At 65.1% G+C, this 16,791-nt stretch carries 16 protein-coding genes; 9 read left to right on the top strand and 7 right to left on the bottom strand.

Going from position 1 to position 16,791, the window contains the following annotated elements; genetic code table 11:
• Positions 1-11: 11 nt before the first annotated feature.
• Together aceE and E5S69_RS10530 are read right to left on the bottom strand one after the other, a co-directional pair.
• Positions 12-2,687, bottom strand: coding sequence for a pyruvate dehydrogenase (acetyl-transferring), homodimeric type (gene aceE / locus E5S69_RS10535; protein ID WP_171514603.1), 2,676 nt, complete (start codon positions 2,685-2,687; stop codon positions 12-14).
• Between the two features lie 200 nt (positions 2,688-2,887).
• On the bottom strand, positions 2,888-3,208 hold the full coding sequence (locus E5S69_RS10530) for a hypothetical protein (protein ID WP_171514602.1): 321 nt from the start codon (positions 3,206-3,208) through the stop codon (positions 2,888-2,890).
• 262 nt (positions 3,209-3,470) lie between these two features.
• Here E5S69_RS10530 and E5S69_RS10525 point away from each other — a divergent pair, with 262 nt between their 5' ends.
• A complete protein-coding gene (locus E5S69_RS10525) occupies positions 3,471-4,085 on the top strand; it encodes a TetR/AcrR family transcriptional regulator (protein ID WP_171514601.1) in 615 nt (204 codons plus the stop codon).
• 22 nt (positions 4,086-4,107) lie between these two features.
• On the opposite strand, the gene E5S69_RS10520 is transcribed toward E5S69_RS10525, so the two are convergent.
• On the bottom strand, positions 4,108-4,407 hold the full coding sequence (locus E5S69_RS10520) for a putative quinol monooxygenase (protein ID WP_171514600.1): 300 nt from the start codon (positions 4,405-4,407) through the stop codon (positions 4,108-4,110).
• A 256-nt stretch (positions 4,408-4,663) separates the two neighbouring features.
• Between E5S69_RS10520 and E5S69_RS10515 the strand changes: the two genes are divergently transcribed.
• The 4 genes from E5S69_RS10515 to E5S69_RS10500 all read left to right on the top strand — a co-directional run bounded on the left by E5S69_RS10515 (position 4,664) and on the right by E5S69_RS10500 (position 8,905).
• The gene (locus E5S69_RS10515) at positions 4,664-5,302 is read left to right on the top strand and encodes a hydrolase (RefSeq protein WP_171514599.1); all 639 of its coding nucleotides are present in this window, start codon (positions 4,664-4,666) and stop codon (positions 5,300-5,302) included.
• Between the two features lie 275 nt (positions 5,303-5,577).
• Positions 5,578-6,375 (top strand): citryl-CoA lyase, encoded by a 798-nt coding sequence (locus E5S69_RS10510; RefSeq protein WP_171514598.1) that lies wholly within the window; start codon positions 5,578-5,580, stop codon positions 6,373-6,375.
• The gene (locus tag E5S69_RS10505; RefSeq protein WP_171514597.1) at positions 6,372-8,009 is read left to right on the top strand and encodes a class I adenylate-forming enzyme family protein; all 1,638 of its coding nucleotides are present in this window, start codon (positions 6,372-6,374) and stop codon (positions 8,007-8,009) included. Before E5S69_RS10510 ends, E5S69_RS10505 begins: the two co-directional genes overlap by 4 nt.
• Before the next feature lie 59 nt (positions 8,010-8,068).
• A complete protein-coding gene (locus E5S69_RS10500; RefSeq protein WP_171514596.1) occupies positions 8,069-8,905 on the top strand; it encodes a dioxygenase in 837 nt (278 codons plus the stop codon).
• A gap of 10 nt (positions 8,906-8,915) precedes the next feature.
• Here the strand turns inward: E5S69_RS10500 and E5S69_RS10495 are convergent, their stop codons facing one another.
• Positions 8,916-9,776 carry an IclR family transcriptional regulator domain-containing protein gene (locus tag E5S69_RS10495; protein WP_171514595.1) on the bottom strand — a complete coding sequence of 287 codons (861 nt, stop codon included), beginning with the start codon at positions 9,774-9,776 and terminating at the stop codon, positions 8,916-8,918.
• Between the two features lie 84 nt (positions 9,777-9,860).
• Here E5S69_RS10495 and E5S69_RS10490 point away from each other — a divergent pair, with 84 nt between their 5' ends.
• From E5S69_RS10490 to E5S69_RS10475, 4 genes are all read left to right on the top strand, one after another.
• Positions 9,861-10,748 carry a LysR family transcriptional regulator gene (locus tag E5S69_RS10490; protein ID WP_171514594.1) on the top strand — a complete coding sequence of 296 codons (888 nt, stop codon included), beginning with the start codon at positions 9,861-9,863 and terminating at the stop codon, positions 10,746-10,748.
• A 191-nt stretch (positions 10,749-10,939) separates the two neighbouring features.
• Complete coding sequence (leuC, locus tag E5S69_RS10485; protein ID WP_171514593.1) at positions 10,940-12,355, top strand: 3-isopropylmalate dehydratase large subunit; 1,416 nt, start codon at positions 10,940-10,942, stop codon at positions 12,353-12,355.
• A 21-nt stretch (positions 12,356-12,376) separates the two neighbouring features.
• On the top strand, positions 12,377-13,015 hold the full coding sequence (gene leuD, locus E5S69_RS10480; protein ID WP_171514592.1) for a 3-isopropylmalate dehydratase small subunit: 639 nt from the start codon (positions 12,377-12,379) through the stop codon (positions 13,013-13,015).
• A gap of 53 nt (positions 13,016-13,068) precedes the next feature.
• Complete coding sequence (locus E5S69_RS10475) at positions 13,069-14,061, top strand: Bug family tripartite tricarboxylate transporter substrate binding protein (protein ID WP_171514591.1); 993 nt, start codon at positions 13,069-13,071, stop codon at positions 14,059-14,061.
• 154 nt (positions 14,062-14,215) lie between these two features.
• On the opposite strand, the gene E5S69_RS10470 is transcribed toward E5S69_RS10475, so the two are convergent.
• The 3 genes from E5S69_RS10470 to E5S69_RS10460 are packed head-to-tail and all read right to left on the bottom strand — an operon-like array spanning position 14,216 to position 16,790.
• Positions 14,216-15,085 carry an efflux RND transporter periplasmic adaptor subunit gene (locus tag E5S69_RS10470; RefSeq protein ID WP_423766621.1) on the bottom strand — a complete coding sequence of 290 codons (870 nt, stop codon included), beginning with the start codon at positions 15,083-15,085 and terminating at the stop codon, positions 14,216-14,218.
• A gap of 23 nt (positions 15,086-15,108) precedes the next feature.
• A complete protein-coding gene (locus E5S69_RS10465) occupies positions 15,109-15,309 on the bottom strand; it encodes a DUF1656 domain-containing protein (RefSeq protein WP_171514589.1) in 201 nt (66 codons plus the stop codon).
• A 20-nt stretch (positions 15,310-15,329) separates the two neighbouring features.
• Positions 15,330-16,790, bottom strand: coding sequence for an efflux transporter outer membrane subunit (locus E5S69_RS10460; protein ID WP_171514588.1), 1,461 nt, complete (start codon positions 16,788-16,790; stop codon positions 15,330-15,332).
• Position 16,791 lies beyond the last annotated feature (1 nt).

The following is a 16,791-nucleotide window of genomic DNA, read 5'->3' as shown; positions in this document are numbered from 1 at the left end:
CATCACCGAGGTTACGCGCGCAGCGGATACGGTTTTTGTGGGTCGATCCCGTATTTTTCAATCGCCTGCCCGAGGACGGCCCGCTCCAATACCCCGTCGTCCACCAAGGCCTTGAGCGCCGCGAGCGCAATCCAGCGACGGTCCACCTCAAAGAAGTCGCGCAACTGCTCGCGGGTATCCGAGCGGCCGTAGCCATCGGTGCCAAGCACGGTATAGGGGCGCGGCACGAACGGCCGGATCTGCTCGGCAAGCATGCGCACATAGTCAGTAGCGGCGATCACGGGACCCGTGGTGCCGGACAGGCATTGCTCCACATGCGAACGCCGCGGGGTTTGGTCGGGATGGAGCAGGTTCCAGCGCGCCACCTCGTTGCCCTCGCGCGCCAGTTCGGTGAAGCTCGGGCAGCCCCACAGGTCGGCCTGCACGCCCCAGTCCTGCTCCAGCAAGGCGGCTGCTGCAATAACCTCGCGGAAGATCGTGCCGGCGCCCAGCAGCTGCACGCGCGGTCCGGCGGCGTCGCCCCCGCGGCGGAAAGCGTACATGCCTTTCAGAATATCCCGCTCCGCGCCTGCGGGCATCGCCGGATGCTCGTAGTTCTCGTTCATCACGGTGAGGTAGTAGTAGACGTCTTCCTGCTCCTGCAGCATGCGACGCAGGCCGTCCTGGATGATCACGGCCAGCTCGTAGGCGAAGGTCGGGTCGTAGCTGATGCAGTTGGGAATGGTGCCGCCCCAAACCAGGCTATGGCCGTCTTCATGCTGCAGGCCTTCGCCGTTGAGCGTGGTGCGGCCCGCGGTGCCGCCCAGCAGGAAGCCGCGGGCGCGCTGGTCGCCAGCCGCCCAGGCCAGGTCGCCGAAGCGCTGGAAGCCGAAGATCGAATAGAAGATGAAGAACGGGATCATCGGCTCGCCGTGCGTGCTGTATGACGTGGCCGCGGCGATCCAGTCGGCCATGGCGCCCGCTTCGTTGATGCCTTCCTGCAGGATCTGGCCGTCCTTCGATTCCTTGTAGAAGCTGAGCTGCGAGGCGTCCTGCGGCGTGTAGGTCTGGCCTTGCTGCGACCAGATGCCGATCTGCCGGAACAGCCCCTCCATGCCGAAGGTGCGCGATTCGTCCGAGACGATCGGCACGATGCGCCGGCCCAGTGCCTTGTCGCGCAGCAGCACATTGAGAATGCGCACAAAGCTCATGGCGGTGGAGAACTCGCGCCCTTCGCCGCTGGCGTTGAGCTGGGATTCGAACGCCGACAGCGCGGGCACCGGCAGTTCAGGCCCGACGCGGCGGCGTGATGGCAGATAGCCGCCCAGTGCCTGCCGTCGCTGATGCAGGTAGGCGTGCTCTGGCGAGCCTTCGTCGAACTTCAGATAGCTGAGGTCGGCCAGCTGCTCGTCGCTCAGCGGCAGGTGGAAGCGGTCGCGGAAACGTGCAAGCGTTTCGACCCGCATGTGCTTCTGCTGGTGCGTGATGTTCTGCGCCTCGCCGGCTTCGCCCATGCCGTAGCCTTTGATGGTCTTGGCCAGGATCACGGTGGGCTGGCCGGTGTGGTCTGCTGCGGCCTGGTAGGCCGCGTAGACCTTGTGCGGATCGTGGCCGCCGCGGTTGAGCTGCCAGATGTCATCGTCGGACCAGTCGGCCACCAGCGCCTTGAGTTCCGGCGTGTTGAAGAAATGCTCGCGGACGTAGGCGCCGTCCTTCGACTTGAAGGTCTGGTAGTCGCCGTCAACGCACGCCATCATCCGTTGCGCGAGGATGCCGTCCTTGTCACGCGCGAGCAAAGGGTCCCACTTGCTGCCCCAGACGACCTTGATCACGTTCCAGCCGGCACCGCGGAATTCGGATTCCAGTTCCTGGATAATCTTGCCGTTGCCGCGCACCGGCCCGTCCAGGCGCTGCAGGTTGCAGTTGATGACGAACACCAGGTTGTCGAGCCGCTCTCGACCGGCCATGCCAAGCGCGCCGCGCGACTCGGGCTCGTCCATTTCGCCGTCGCCGCAGAACACCCACACCTTGCGCGCGCGGTGGTCGCCGAAGCCGCGGTCCTGCAGGTATTTCATAAAGCGGGCCTGGTAGATCCCCATGATCGGGCCCAGGCCCATCGACACGGTCGGGAACTGCCAGAAGTCCGGCATCAGCCAGGGATGCGGATAGGAAGAAATGCCCTGGCCGCCCACTTCCTGGCGGAAATTGTCCATTTGCGCCTCAGTCAGCCGGCCTTCCAGGAAGGCGCGCGCGTAGAAGCCTGGCGCCGAATGCCCCTGGAAGAACACCAGGTCACCGCCATGCTGCCCGGAGGGGGCGTGCCAGAAGTGGTTGAAGCCGACTTCGTACAACGTGGCCGCCGAGGCAAAGCTGGCGATATGGCCGCCCACGTTGGTATCGCGCCCTGCACGCAGGACCACGGCAATGGCGTTCCAGCGGATATAGGAACGGATGCGATGCTCCAGTTCCTGGTCGCCCGGGCTGCGCGCCTGGATGTCGAGCGGAATCGTGTTCAGGTAGGCCGTGTTGGCGCTGAAGGGAAGATAGATGCCGGCATGGTGGGCGCGCCGGATCAACTGCTCGATCAGGAAATGCGCGCGCTCCGGGCCCTCGTGGGCGAGGACGCCTTCGAGCGCATCGAGCCATTCACGGGTTTCCTGTGCATCGATGTCGTTGTCGGGGAGCGAAACGGGCATCACTGACGCCATGGTGGTCTCCTGTCAGCCTGAAAATGCAGGCAAAAGGGGGCGGACGGACGCCGCGGCAAGGGAGGGCGAAAAAAGAAGACTAGCATTCGCGCCGCGGCCTGGTAAGCCGCGCCACGGCGAATGCGCTGTTCGGCGTGGGGAAACGCCGGATCTGGTCACTGATGGCGGGATCGGACGCACTAGCCGTAGTTTTCAGGACATCAGGCGCCATCAGAAAACGGGTCGGCAGTTCCAAGGCTGGCAAGGGCGCCGTCGGTGAACGGATGGGCTGGCCGCGCTGCGCCATCCCCGAAGGGATCGGTCTTGCGAACTGCGCCATCCGTGTACGGATCGGCCGTTCGCACGGCGAGCGTGCGGAACTGCTCCTCGAGCAGACCCGGTGGCGCCGACCGGGCGGCAAGTGATGACAATTCGTTGCCGGCATGCGCGCCGTCGGCAAATGTGTCGGGGTGGCGTTGGGCGGCATGGACTGCGGTCATGGTGATCAGCAGGGTCGCGGCGGCCACGGATACAGATTTCATCAGGGGCTCCTCTGGAGAAAGACATTGCGAGAAAGGGGGAGCGGCGGGTCGAGGTGTCACTCCGTGCGGGTCACTATAGCACAAACCGTACGGTATGGTACTGTTTGATTGGCTTGCGCCTGTTGATGCGGGCCCGGAGCGAAGTCGAGAGAGAAGCGGTCCTTTGGTAGACTGCGCCAGTCGCAGACCAGCCGTCTGTCATCAGCTACCTTGTACCGGACAGTTTGTGAAACCCACGCCCTCGCCAACGCCAAATCCCACCATGTCCGCAGATACCCCCCCCGTGCGGATCACGCGTCGCGGCGAGGCCAAGCGCGCGGCCATACTTGACGCAGCGGCCGCCCTGTTTCTTGCACACGGCTACGATGGCGTGAGCGTGGACGAGATCGTCAAGGCGAGCGGAGGTTCCAAGACCAATGTCTATAGCTACTTCGGTGGCAAGGACGGTTTGTTTGTCGCGGTGGTAGAGGCGTTGTGCGACCGCTTCCTGGAAAAGGCCGAGCAGGTCGACCTGTCACATGGCAGTACCGCGCAAGGCCTGCGCACGATCGCCCACAATTTTCTGGAATCCCTGCTTCAGGACAGCCACCTGGCATTCCTGCGGCTGATCATTGCCGAGGCGCGCCGCTTTCCTCAGATCGGACAAGTCTGGTATGCGCGTGGGCCGCTGGCGTCGTGCCAATATGTGGCTGACTATCTGGCCCATCAACAGGCCGCTGGGGCAAAGCTGAACGCTTCGCCGGAAGTTGCCGGCCAACTGTTTCACAGCATGGTCATTGCGGGCGTCCTGCACCGGACGCTTGCCACCGGCGAGCGTCCGGATGCAGCGCAGTTCAATGCCCTGGTCAGTGCTGCGACCGCCTTGATCGTGGCATGACCCAGCCCTGCGGGGTGAGCGGTCAGTCGAGACGCTTCATTCGGTAAAACAGTTCAATCCGTTCCACCGCGTCGCTGCTTTCCTCCTGGAAGCGGCGGATGTGCGCCGTCTGCGTGTGATGCGCTTCCTGCGCCTGCGGGCTCTCCCAGTGCTCGACGAAGATAAAGCGGCGCGGATCGTCCTGCTGTGCGAACAGCTCGTAGCGCAGGTTACCCGCATCACGCCGCGACGGTTCGACCACGGCCTCAAGCTTTTGCTTCAATTCCGCTTCCCTGCCGGCCTTGGCGACCAGCACGACAAGGACAAAAAAGTCTTCGGACATATTTTCTCCGCGTCCCAGTGTTCAATGCTGGCCTGCAGGGAATGGCTCGGGCGTGTGAGCAGACTAGAAGAAAGCCAGGCATTTCGCCAAGGACATTTAGCGCTGTTCGTTGAGGTGGAACGGCGTGTTAGGCAATCGGGTATCACGCAGGTATCCCGTCCTCACATATGCTGCAAGGGCTCACCGCAGCGTGTCTTTCACCGATGGCGGCGGATACGCCATGCCGAGCACTCAATCCCCTTTCCCGGAGACCATTATGGCCAGCGAACCCATCCGCGACCCCAAGAAAGACCATCTCTTGACTCCACAGAATGCCGCCTTTGTGATCATTGACTACCAGCCGGTGCAGGTGAATTCGATTGCATCGATGGACCGCCAATTGCTGATCAACAATATCGTCGGGACCTCCAAGGCAGCGGTGGCTTACAAGCTGCCGATCGTGCATTCGACTGTCAATGTGAAGACCGGCCTGAACAAGCCGCCCATCCCTCAACTGAATGCCGTACTGAAGGACTACCCGACCTACGACCGCACTACCATCAACTCGTGGGAGGACGTTGAATTCCGTGAGGCAGTGAAGGCAACTGGCCGCAAGAAGCTCATCATGACCGCGCTGTGGACGGAGGCCTGCCTGACGTTCCCCGCGCTGGATGCGCTGGCAGAAGGCTACGAGGTGTATGTCGTGGTCGATGCGGTGGGCGGTACTTCTGTTGCTGCGCATGAGGCCGCACTGCGCCGCATCGAGCAGGCTGGCGCCAAGATGATCAGCGTCGCCCAGTTGTTCTGCGAATTGCAGCGCGACTGGTCGCGCCAGGAAACCGTGCCGGCGTTCATGAGCCTCTTCATCGAGACAGGTGGCACGGCCGGCATCCAGTTCTCCTACGACCGGACCTGACGGTCACGCAGGGCGGCATTCGCTCCAGCTTTTCGCTTTTGCTGCCCTCCCATCAGGCCTCCGTGTGCCGTACTCCGGGGTGGACCTGCATTCTCTCCGTATCCACCCCCTTACGCCCGATATGGGCTTTTTTTTGTCTCCCGGCTTGCCCTGTACGCAGTTCAGGTCAATACCATACGGTACGGAAAACTTCACTTGCTTAACTCAAGGGCATCGCCTAGAATTTTCGCATTACGCTATATATTTCGTGTAGCGCAAAAAAGGAGATCCTGCCGATGCCTGCCGCTTCCGCCAACCGTCCGCCGGCCAGTACGGCGATTGCCTTTGTGGACATGCACGGAGTGTCCGTGCACGGCAAGAATTTGAGCCGTGAGCTGATCGGACGGATCGGGTTCACCGAGTATTTCCTGTTCCTGTTGACGGGTCGCCTGCCGGGCACCAACTTGGTGGCGGCCACCAACGCCTGCCTGGTTGCCATTGCCGAACACGGCCTGGTGCCCTCGGTCCAGGCGGCCCGCATGACATTGGCGGCCGCGCCCGACGCTTTGCAGGGCGCTGTCGCCGCCGGCATCCTGGGATGCGGCTCGGTGATCCTGGGCGCATCGGAAACGGCCGGCCTGATGCTGCGCGAGGTGCTGGACGGGCGGGGCGAGGGCACGTTGGCCGATAGCGCCGACGCCGTGGTGAGCGCCTTGCGCAGCGCGCGCAAGCCGTTGCCCGGCTTTGGCCACCCGACGCACAAAGAGGGCGATCCCCGTGCCCACCGGCTGCTGGAAATTGCCCGCGAACTCGGTTTGGCCGGCAAGCATGTCGCCGCCCTGGAAGCCGTCGCCGCGGCGGTGCCAAAGCACTTCTCGCGTGCCTTGCCGCTCAATGTTTCCGGTGCGATTCCGGCGGTACTGCTCGATGCGGGCTATCCTGCCGGCGCCCTCAAGGGCGTGCCACTGCTCGCGCGGGTGGCCAGCCTGATTGCCCACCTGCAGGAGGAGTCGCAACAGCCGATTGGCTTTGCCCTGGCCGACGCGGCCGAGCACGCCATTGCGTACAGCGGGCCGGAGGCCAGGACTGCATGAATCCGATAGCCAAGCCGGCCGGCGCGCGCGCGTCGGCTACGCGGACGCCGCTTGAAGTGCTGCAGCAATACCGGCCACACGATTTCACGCTGACCGATTTCCTGGCGGCCCGCGTAGCGCTGCACCCCGACAAGCCTGCCATCCTGTTCGAGGGCGATACCTGGAGCTATGCCGACCTGGCGGTGCGTGTCGAGCGCACCGCTGCCTGGCTGGCGCACGACATGCAGGTGCGCGCGGGGGACCGGATCGGCGTGCTGTCGGCCAACCATCCGTCCACGGTCGTGCTGATGTTCGCGCTGGCCCGCCTCGGCGCCACGCTGGTGCCGGCCAACCCCGACTATCGGCTTGACGAGGCGCTCTATGTCTTTGGGCACGCGCAGATTTCGGGCCTGGTCTGTGCGCCGGCCACACTGGAGACGGCCGCTGCCATCGTCGCCCAGCTTGGCAATGGCATCTGGCTGCGCGCCAATGAGTCCGGCGATCACGGGCAGCCGCTGATTGGCGAGTCCGACGCTGCAGCTGGCGTGCAGGCTGGTGCCGACGCCACGGCGATGATCATCTATACCTCCGGCACCACTGGCTTCCCGAAGGGCGCGATGCATGGCCAGCGGGGCTATGTGCTGACCGCGGAGGCTTTCGTTGGCCGCATGCACCTGCAGTCGAACGAACGGGTGATGTGCGTGATGCCGCTGTTCCACATCAATGCGCTGATGTATTCGGTGGGCGGCGCGCTGGCATGCGGGGGCTGCCTGGTGCTGCTGCGCCGCTTCTCGGCGTCGTCGTTCTGGCGCATCGCCGCGGACAGCGGCGCCACCGAGGTCAATCTGGTTGCCGCTGCCGGCAGTATCCTGGCACGGCGCCCGCGCGCTGAATTCGTTCCCGGCCACAGCATCACGAAGATGTTCATCGCGCCGCAAACCAGCGAGATGGTCCGCGTCATGCGCAATGAATTTCATGTGCCGCGGCTGATCGAATGCTATGGCATGACCGAAATCCCCGGCGTGATCGCCAACCCATTCGACGGACCGCACAAGCTGGGGACCATGGGGTTGATCTCGCGCCATCCCGATCCGGGCATCGCCGCGCCAGAGGCACGCATCGTCGGCGATGACGGCAACGATGTCGCCGCCGGCGAGCAGGGGGAACTGCTGATCCGTACGCCGACGTTGATGCAGGGATATTTCCGCGACCCGGAGCAGACCCAGTCCGCATTCCGTGACGGCTGGTTCGCCACGGGCGACCTGGCGCGCCAGGACACCGACGGCTATTACGTGTTCGTGGCGCGCAAGAAGGATGTGATCCGCCGCAAAGGGGAGAATATCTCTGGCGCTGAGCTCGACCGCGTATTCGGCGAACATCCGGCCGTGGAAGAGGCCGCCGCCATCGGCGTGCCGGCAGAGCTGGGCGAGGAAGAAATCCTGCTGGCGATACAGCTGCGTGCCGGCCAGCAGGTGCTGCCGGCCGCGCTGGTCGACTGGGGGCGCGACCGGCTGGCTGCGCACAAGTTACCGCGCTATGTGGTGCAGGTGGACCGGATTCCGCATACGCCCACGCACAAGCCGGCCAAACACCGCTTGAAAGCTGACGCGACGCTGCTCGCGCGGGCAACAGATCTTGCCGGTCCGGCCGGCTGAGTAAAGCGCCGCGTGGTGGCTGCCGCCACGCCGGCATCCAGACAATTGGAGACAAAACGATGAATCAAGCCGCCAACACCACCCTGGTCCGCGCGCTCGACGCCATGTGCGCCGATGCAAGCGGAGCCGATGTCGCCCTGCAAGCAAAGTTTGCCGTCGCCTTGCGCCATTTCCACGCCATGCTCGACGAACTGCAGCTGACGGATGCCGAGCTATACCGCATTGCCGACTGGCTGAAGCGGGTGGCGCAGGAGGATGAACTCGTGATGCTGTGCGACATGATGGGCCTGACCATGCACGCGCTTGACCTGGCGCGCTCCGGCGGCGAAGCGACTGCGCAGAACGTGACCGGCCCTTTCCCGAAGGACAACGTTCCGGAAGGCAACAATCCTTGCCAACTGGCCAGTCAGGACGAGCCGGGCCAACGCCTCGAAGTCAGGGGGCAGGTGCGCGACGCCGCGACCGGCCGCGCGGTGCCAGGCGCCCAAGTCATTCTATGGCAGCCCAACCAGTACGGACGCTATGAGAATGAAGACGACTCGCAGTCCGCAGACAACCTGCGCGGCAAGCTGCGCTGCGATGAAGCGGGCGGCTTCCGGGTCTACACGATTCGTCCGGGTGGTTACATCGTCGGGCGCGAAGACACTGCCGTCGGTGTCCTGATGAAGGCGCTGGGCCGCAATCGGGAGCGCGCGCCGCATATTCACTATCGCGTGCTGCATCCCGGCTACCAGACGCTGACGTCGCAGATCTACTTTGAAGGCGATCCCGCCAATCCGGTCGACTGCATTTTCTCCACCATCCCGGACCATATCGTACCGGCGCAACCGCATCCCGAACGCGACGACTGGCAATTGGTGACGCTGGACATCGCCATCGAGCCTGCCGGGCAATAAGTCGGCTTGCCTAGCCCGCGGCCGTGATGGAATGCGCCAGCGCCGGGGCGCGCAGCAGCGCCGATTCGATCAGGGCGGCTGCATTGCGCAGTGCCGGCAGGCGCTCCGACACCAGGTCCTGCGGGCTGGACCGGCCGGATTCGCTGGAGCAGTTGATGGCGGCGATAACGCGGCGCTGGGCGTCGCGCACGGGTACCGCGATCGACAGCACGCCGATTTCGAGCTGGCTGTCCTGCAATGCATAGCCTTGCTCGCATACCTGGTCCAGCGCGGCGCGCAGGTCGTCCGCATCGGTAAGCGTCAAGGGCGTGTACTTCTGGAACGGCGCCCGGGCCAGCACGGCTTCCTGCTGGGCCTGCGGTGCGTAAGCCAGCAATGCCAGCCCCAGCGAGGTGCAGTGCACGGGCAGGCGATAGCCGACCGACGCGCGGAAGGCAATCCGCCGGGTGCTGGGCACGTGCGCAAGATAGACCACGCTGTCGCCTTCCAGGATGGCCAGCGAGACCGAGTCGCGAAAGCGCTCGGCGACCTCCTGCAGGAAAGGCTGGACCACGTCGCGCAGGTTCATCGAGCTCAGGTACGCCGCGCCCAGCGACAGCACCTTGGGCAGCAGCAGGAAGCGCCGCCGGTTGGCACCAACGTAGCCGAGCGACTGCAGGGTAAGCAGCGCGCGGCGCGCCGTAGCCGGGCTCATCCCGGTCGCCTGAGCCACCTCGCTGAGGGTCATCTCCGGCGTGCTTTCCGTGAATGCCTGGATCACGGCAAGCCCCCGCGCCAGGGCCACGACATAGTCCCGGTGGCCTTCCTCCAAGGGCGGCGACGGGGATTGCTGAGCGGGGGGCTGGGACTGGGGCTTGGCGGTCAAGGTCATGGACGCATTTTATCCACAATCATGGCCACGACCTAAGAACGAGGTGTTCGTAGTGAAGCAACAAAGCCGGGAAAGCCCAACATCATGAAGCTCGATCCTACCTCGTTACGGTTGTTCGTCGCAGTCGTCGAAGGCGGCTCCATTGCGGCGGCCGCTGAAAGCTCCCACTTGGCGGCCGCAGCCGTCAGCAAGCGCATCAGCGAACTTGAACTGGGCCTGGGCACCGAGCTGCTCCTGCGCAGCAACAAGGGCGTACTGCCGACGGCGGCCGGCGTCGAGCTGATGCACTTGGCGCGCGCCGTGCTGCACGACCTGGACGATATTCTCGTGCGGATGCGCGACTATGCCGGCGGCGTGCGGGGCTGCATCCGGGTCTTTGCCAACATTTCAACCATCACGCAATTCCTGCCCGCGCATCTGAAGTCGTTCCTGGCGGCGTATCCGCTGGTGGACATCCACCTGGAAGAGCGTGTCAGCGCAATGATCGGCAGGGCGGTGGCCGAGAATGCCGCCGACGTGGGCATCTTCACCGCCGGCGCGGCGGGGCACGGCGTGGAGACGTTTCCGTACCGGCGCGATGAACTGGTGCTGATCGTGCCAGAGGGTCATGCGCTCGCCGGACAGCCGTCGGTCAGGTTTCGCGACACGCTCGACCAGGTGTATGTGAGCCTGCATGCCGGTAGCCATATTCATCTGCAATTGGTCAAGGCGGCGAGCGAAGCCGGGCGGCTGTTCAAGCCACGCATGCATGTCACTGGGTACGACGCGCTGTGCCTGATGGTGCAGATCGGCCTTGGTCTGGGCATCCTCCCCGCGGGCAGCGCCATGCCATACCAGCAGACGCTCGGGATCCGGATCGTCCGGCTCGACGACCCCTGGGCACAGCGTGAACTCGTCATTGGCGTACGTGCCTATGCGGGGCTGTCGATGCCTGCGCGGCTGCTGGTCGACCACCTGCTGCAGGCTGCGTAGCGCTGCCATCGCGCACGGCGATGGCAGCTTCGCCAATCATTGCTTTACGGCCCGGTCCGCTTCTTTCAACCTTAGGCATCCAACTCACCTGCGTCGGACCACGTGCGATACGAGCACTGCAGGCCGAGCATGCCGTACCGCCTGACCGGAGCTTGACATACCATGGCCAACGTCGAAGACAAGGGCAAGTAATGACCGAACCTGATTGCCCGGCGAGCCTGCTCGACAAGCTCTGGGCCAGCCACGTGATGCACCAGGAGCCGGACGGGCCCGCGCTGATCTATATCGACCGCCACCTGGTCAACGAGGTGACCAGCCCGCAGGCCTTCGAAGGGCTGCGCCTGAACGGTCGCAAGGTGTGGCGCGCGGCGTCCGTGCTGGCCACCGCCGACCACAACGTGCCGACCACCGCGCGCAAGCTTGGCATTGCCGACCCCGTAAGCCGCGCGCAGGTCGAGACACTGGACCAGAACTGCGCGGATACCGGCATCGTCAATTTCGGCATGGACGATCCGCGCCAGGGCATCCTGCACGTGGTCGGACCGGAGCGTGGCGCCACCTTGCCCGGCATGAGCATCGCGTGCGGCGACTCGCACACCTCCACGCATGGCGCCTTTGCAGCCTTCGCCTTTGGCATCGGCACCTCGGAAGTGGAGCAGGTGCTGGCCGCGCAATGCCTGTGGATGAAGAAGCCGAAGTCGATGCTGGTGCGGGTCGAAGGCGAACTGCCGCGCGGCGTCGCCTCCAAGGACATTGCGCTGGCCCTGATCGGCCGCATCGGCACCGCCGGCGCCACCGGCCACGTGATCGAGTTTGCCGGCAGCACCATTCGCGCGCTCAGCATGGAAGCGCGCATGACGGTGTGCAACATGGCGATCGAGGCGGGTGCACGCGCCGGCATGGTCGCCGTGGACGAAACCACGCTGGGCTACCTGGCCGGGCGTGTGCAGGCGCCAGCAGGACCGATGTGGGAGGCCGCCACGGCTTACTGGCGCACCTTGCGCAGCGACCCGGGAGCGGCCTTCGATGCCGTGGTGGACCTCGACGCCGCAACGATCCGCCCGCAGGTGACCTGGGGCACCTCGCCGGAAATGGTGGTGGCCATCGGCGAGCGCATTCCCGATCCCCGCGACGAGCGTGACCCGGTGCGGCGCAAGAGCATCGAGCAGGCGCTGCACTACATGGGCTTGCTGCCGAATACGCCGATCGAGGCGGTCGCGCTGGACAAGGTCTTTATCGGATCGTGCACCAATGCGCGGATTGAAGACCTGCGTGCCGCCGCGGCCGTCGTGCGCGGCCGGCATGTGTCGCCGCGCATCCGGCAGGCGCTGGTCGTTCCCGGCTCCGGGCTGGTGAAGTCGCAGGCCGAGGCAGAGGGTCTCGACCAGGTCTTTATCGCCGCCGGCTTCGAATGGCGCGAGCCGGGCTGCTCGATGTGCCTGGGCATGAATGACGACCGCCTGTCGGCGGGCGAGCGCTGCGCTTCCACCTCGAATCGCAACTTCGAAGGCAGGCAGGGGCCGGGCGGGCGCACTCATCTGGTCAGTCCGCAGATGGCGGCCGCGGCCGCGGTGGCGGGGCACTTCATCGATGTGCGCGCGCTGTAATCCACCGGAGGAAACCGAGCAATGAAAGCTTTTACCGCGCTGGACGGCCTGGTGGCGCCGCTGGATCGCGCCAATGTCGATACCGACGCGATCCTGCCCAAGCAGTTCCTGAAGTCGATCCGGCGCAGTGGCTTCGGGCCTTACCTGTTCGACGAATGGCGCTACCTTGACCACGGTGAGCCGGGCCAGGACTGCAGCACGCGGCCGCTGAACCCTGACTTCGTGCTGAACCAGGCGCGCTACCGCGGCGCCTCGATTCTGCTGGCGCGCGAGAACTTCGGCTGCGGCTCGTCGCGCGAGCACGCGCCGTGGGCGCTGGAGGACTTCGGCCTGCGCGCGCTGATTGCGCCCAGCTTTGCCGACATCTTCTATAACAACTGCCTGAAGAACGGCCTGCTGCCGATCGTCGCGGCGCCCGATGTGGTCGAGCGCCTGTTCACCGAGGTCGCGGCGACACCCGGCTACCGGCTGCAGGTAGACCTGGCCGCGCAGCAGGTTGTCACGCCCTCCGGCGAGACCATCGCCTTCGCGCTGGACCCGTTCAAGCAGCACTGCTTGCTGAACGGGCTCGACGATATCGCGTTGGCGCTGCGCCACGCCGGGCGGATACAGGATTACGAACAGGAGCGGCGACAGCGCGAACCCTGGTTGTTCAGCTGAGCGGAATCCGGCCGTGCGAGCCGGACGCCATCAAACCAATGAATGGAGACATTATGTTCTGGCAAATTCACAAAACTCATGCGCTGCGTGCCGCGGCGTTTGGCCTCGCCTGGCTGGCAGGAGCAGGCACCGCGTTGGCGCAGGCGTATCCGACGCAGCCGATCCGGATGGTGGTGCCATACGCACCTGGCGGGACCACCGACATCATCGCCAGGCAACTGGCGCAACGCATGTCCGAGAAACTGGGGCAGCCCGTCGTGGTGGAAAACAAGAGCGGCGCCAACACCGTGATCGGTGCCGACGCTGTGGCCAAGGCCAGGCCCGACGGCTACACGCTGTTGCTGACCAACGATGCCACCTTCGTGCTCAACCCGGTGGTGCTGCCGTCGGTGTCGTACAACGTCGCGCGCGACTTTGCGCCGGTGGCCGCGATCGGTTATGTGCCGCTGGTGCTGGCTGTTTCGGGCAGTCTGCCGGTCGACAGCGTCAAAGACCTGGCGGCCTATGCGAAGAGCCGGCCGCAGGCGCTCAGCTATGGCTCGTTCGGCAACGGCAGCCAGCCCCACCTGATGGGTGCGCTGTTCAACAAGCTGGCGGGTACCGATCTCGTCCATGTGCCCTACAAGGGCTCGGCGCCCGCCGTTGCCGATGTCGTGGGTGGACAGATCCTGCTGACCTTCCCGGCATTGCCGACCATCCAGAGCTTTGTCGCGGCCAACAAGCTCAAGGTGCTGGCCGTCAGCGGCGACAAGCGCACGCGCGCGCTGCCGCAGGTGCCGACCTTTGCCGAAGCCGGTTACAAGGAAATGAACATCTCGGCGGTCTACGGCGTGCTGGCACCGGCAAAGGTGCCGCGCGCGGTCGTCGAGAAGCTGAATGCAACCATTCGGGAAATTCTCGACGACAAGGACTTCGTGGAAAAGCACTTTGCCGCGCAAGGGATGGTGCCGATGAAGCTGAGTCCTGAGCAGTTCTCGCGCTATATCGAAGAGCAGACCCGGGAGACCCGGAAGATCGTCGCGCTGTCAGGCGTCAAGGTCGATTAGCACCGGCGAGGGCGCGGGTTGACGCACGCGCTTCTCCCCATTTCTCATTGCCCGCCATGCCGCATTTGCCGGCTGGGCAGGGCGTCGCGCTTATGTTTGCGTTGTGTCTTAGGCCAACGCCCAAGACACAATAAAAGGATGCCGCGGGAATCGGTTACGGCGCCTGGGCCAACACCGTCACCGTGCACGTGAGGCCCATGGCCAAGGGAAAGTCGTCCGGCACGGCATCCAGCCGGACGCGCACCGGTATCCGCTGCGCCAGCCGCACCCACGTAAAGACCGGGTTCACGTCGGCGAGCAAGTTGGCGCCGCCGGGATTGTCCCGATCCGCGATGCCGCGGGCGATGCTCTCCACGTGGCCCTGCAGCGGCGGTCCGCCTGACATCAGCCGCACTTCCACCCTGGCGCCGACGCGCACATTGGCCAGCTTGGTCTCCTCGAAGTAGCCGTAGACCCAGTAGGAATGCTTGTTGATCACGGCCATCCGGGCTACGCCGGCGCTGACATAGTCGCCTGCATAAAGGTTCAGGTTAGTCACGTAGCCGTCCACCGGCGCGCGCACCTCGCTGCGTTGCAGGTTGAGCCGCGCCGTATCCAGGGCGGCCAGGCTGGCCTGGTAATTGGCCAGAGCCTGCTTCTCCTGGGCGCTGACGTCTTCGCGGCTTTCGACGGAGACCACCGAGCTTTCGAGGTTGCGGCGCCGCATGGCCTGCTGGTGCCGCATGTCCAGTTCTGCCTTGCGCGCCTGGGCCTGGGCTTGCGCCTGCGCCAGCGCGTGCCGAAAGCGTTCCTGGTCGATGACGAAGAGCAGGTCGCCGCGGTGCACTGCCTGGTTGTCGTGCACGGCCACGCGTGCAATCGGGCCGGAGACATCGGCGGCGATGTTGATCACTTCCGCGCGTACCCTGCCGTCGCGGGTCCAGGGGGAATACATGTAATGCGCCCACAGGCCGTAGCCCAGCGCCATTGCCGCCGTGGCCAGCACACCGGTCGCCAGCACACGCAGCAGGGGTTGCAAGTTGATTTTCATGATCGGGTTCTCGCGCATCAGTCCCACAGCAGGAGACCGGTGCCACTGAAGATGCAGACAAAGAGCGCCGCCCTGAACAGGGCCGGATGCCAGACTCGCCGATACAGGCCGACACGGGCGAAGAGCCCGTCGATCAGCTCGTACAGCACCATGCAGGCCAGGAACACCGGCAGCAGCGTGGGCACCAGTACGGAGAACAGGGCAATTTCACGTGGCATGGCAGCGCTCGCGCATGGGTTCAGTCCTGGCCCTGCGCGGCGTCGAAGCCTCCGCCCAGGGCCTGCATCAGGCGCGCCCACGCATCCAGCCGGGCGGCCCGCACCAGCGCCAGGGCCTGCTGCTGCCGCCTGAGTTCATTCTCGGTGGCGAGCACGCTCAGGTAGTCGGTGAAGCCGCCCCGGTAACCTTTCGAGGCGAGGTCATAGGCGCGCTGCGCGGAATTCAGCGCCGCTTCGATGTTCGCTTGCTGGTTGCCCAGCGACTGCAGCGAAATGACCTCGTCCGCCACGCTCTGGAATGCGGCAAGCACGGTCTTGTTGTAGGCTTCGACCGCGAGGTCATAGCTGGCGGTGGCCACGCCGTAGTTGCCCCGTCGCCGTCCGCCGTCGAACAGCGGCAGTGACAGCGCCGCGCCGACATTGTGGCCAACCGCATCGCGGCTGACAAAGGTGAAGAAGTTGCCGAATGCGGCCGAAGCCAGGCCGATGCTCGCCACCAGATTGATGTTTGGATAAAAGTCGGCCTTCGCAGCCTTGATGCTCTGTGCCGCGGCCTGCACGCGCCAGCGCTGCGCCACGACGTCGGGACGGTGTCCGACCAGTTCAGCCGGCAGTGAGGCCGGGACGGCCACCGGCATTTCCAGCAGCAAGCGGGGGCGCCGGAGCTGGTCGCCTCCACCGGGGCCTTGGCCGCTGAGAATGGCAATCTGGTGTTTCGACAGCGCGATCTGGCGCTCTGACTGCTGCACCAGTGCCTGCAGTGCGGGAATCGGGGTTTGCGCCTGGCTTGATTCCAGTTCGCTGGCGAGGCCATGACTGGCGCGCTTGTGCACGATGTCATAAATATTGCGCTGGCGAACGAGGTTGGCCTGGTTCACGTCGAGCAAGGCGTATTGCAGTGCCAGGTCCACATAGGCCCTGACTACCGAGGTTTCCAGGTTGACTTGCACGGCGCGAGCTTCCGCGGCGCTGGCCTGGATGCTGTCCAGCGCGCCCTGCAGGATGGCGCGGTTGCGCCCCCACAGGTCGAGGTCGTAGGAAAGATCGATACTGATGTGGTTGTTCCACGTGGTGTGGCCGCCCAGCGGTTGCGGGGTGGCCAGGCGTGGAAAGCGCGTGCGGCCAAGGGCGCCGCCCGCACTGACGTTAGGCTCGGTCGCCGCGCCGGCTGCGCGAGCCAGGCTTTCGGCCAGCTGGCTGCGCGCCAGCGCGATGCGCATATCGGGATTGCCGGCGACGGACTGAACCACCAGGGCATCAAGGGTGGGGTCTCCCATGTGCTTCCACCAGGCTTGCCGCGGCCAGCCGGCGTCATGTTGCGTAGCGCGCAGAGCCGCGCCGGGGTCGACCGTGCTGGCATCGAGGGGAGTGGAAGCGGGCGCGATGCCGCCGGTTTGGGCGCACCCGGCCAGCGCCACCGCGCCGGCGTACCAGCAACTGACGAAACGGGCCCGGAGCGCAGTGAAGATGGCGGATTCCATG

Origin of the sequence: Cupriavidus necator, assembly GCF_013141915.1 — a bacterium.
Lineage (GTDB): Bacteria > Pseudomonadota > Gammaproteobacteria > Burkholderiales > Burkholderiaceae > Cupriavidus > Cupriavidus necator_B.
Note: the sequence above shows the minus strand (reverse complement) of the source record. Positions and strands in the feature narration are given on the sequence as shown.

Coding starts and splice junctions, on each gene's coding strand:
- aceE (WP_171514603.1), bottom strand. CDS start 2,687: ATGGCGTCAGTGATGCCCGTTTCGCTCCCCGACAACGACATCGATGCA.
- E5S69_RS10530 (WP_171514602.1), bottom strand. CDS start 3,208: ATGAAATCTGTATCCGTGGCCGCCGCGACCCTGCTGATCACCATGACC.
- E5S69_RS10525 (WP_171514601.1), top strand. CDS start 3,471: ATGTCCGCAGATACCCCCCCCGTGCGGATCACGCGTCGCGGCGAGGCC.
- E5S69_RS10520 (WP_171514600.1), bottom strand. CDS start 4,407: ATGTCCGAAGACTTTTTTGTCCTTGTCGTGCTGGTCGCCAAGGCCGGC.
- E5S69_RS10515 (WP_171514599.1), top strand. CDS start 4,664: ATGGCCAGCGAACCCATCCGCGACCCCAAGAAAGACCATCTCTTGACT.
- E5S69_RS10510 (WP_171514598.1), top strand. CDS start 5,578: ATGCCTGCCGCTTCCGCCAACCGTCCGCCGGCCAGTACGGCGATTGCC.
- E5S69_RS10505 (WP_171514597.1), top strand. CDS start 6,372: ATGAATCCGATAGCCAAGCCGGCCGGCGCGCGCGCGTCGGCTACGCGG.
- E5S69_RS10500 (WP_171514596.1), top strand. CDS start 8,069: ATGAATCAAGCCGCCAACACCACCCTGGTCCGCGCGCTCGACGCCATG.
- E5S69_RS10495 (WP_171514595.1), bottom strand. CDS start 9,776: ATGACCTTGACCGCCAAGCCCCAGTCCCAGCCCCCCGCTCAGCAATCC.
- E5S69_RS10490 (WP_171514594.1), top strand. CDS start 9,861: ATGAAGCTCGATCCTACCTCGTTACGGTTGTTCGTCGCAGTCGTCGAA.
- leuC (WP_171514593.1), top strand. CDS start 10,940: ATGACCGAACCTGATTGCCCGGCGAGCCTGCTCGACAAGCTCTGGGCC.
- leuD (WP_171514592.1), top strand. CDS start 12,377: ATGAAAGCTTTTACCGCGCTGGACGGCCTGGTGGCGCCGCTGGATCGC.
- E5S69_RS10475 (WP_171514591.1), top strand. CDS start 13,069: ATGTTCTGGCAAATTCACAAAACTCATGCGCTGCGTGCCGCGGCGTTT.
- E5S69_RS10465 (WP_171514589.1), bottom strand. CDS start 15,309: ATGCCACGTGAAATTGCCCTGTTCTCCGTACTGGTGCCCACGCTGCTG.
- E5S69_RS10460 (WP_171514588.1), bottom strand. CDS start 16,790: ATGGAATCCGCCATCTTCACTGCGCTCCGGGCCCGTTTCGTCAGTTGC.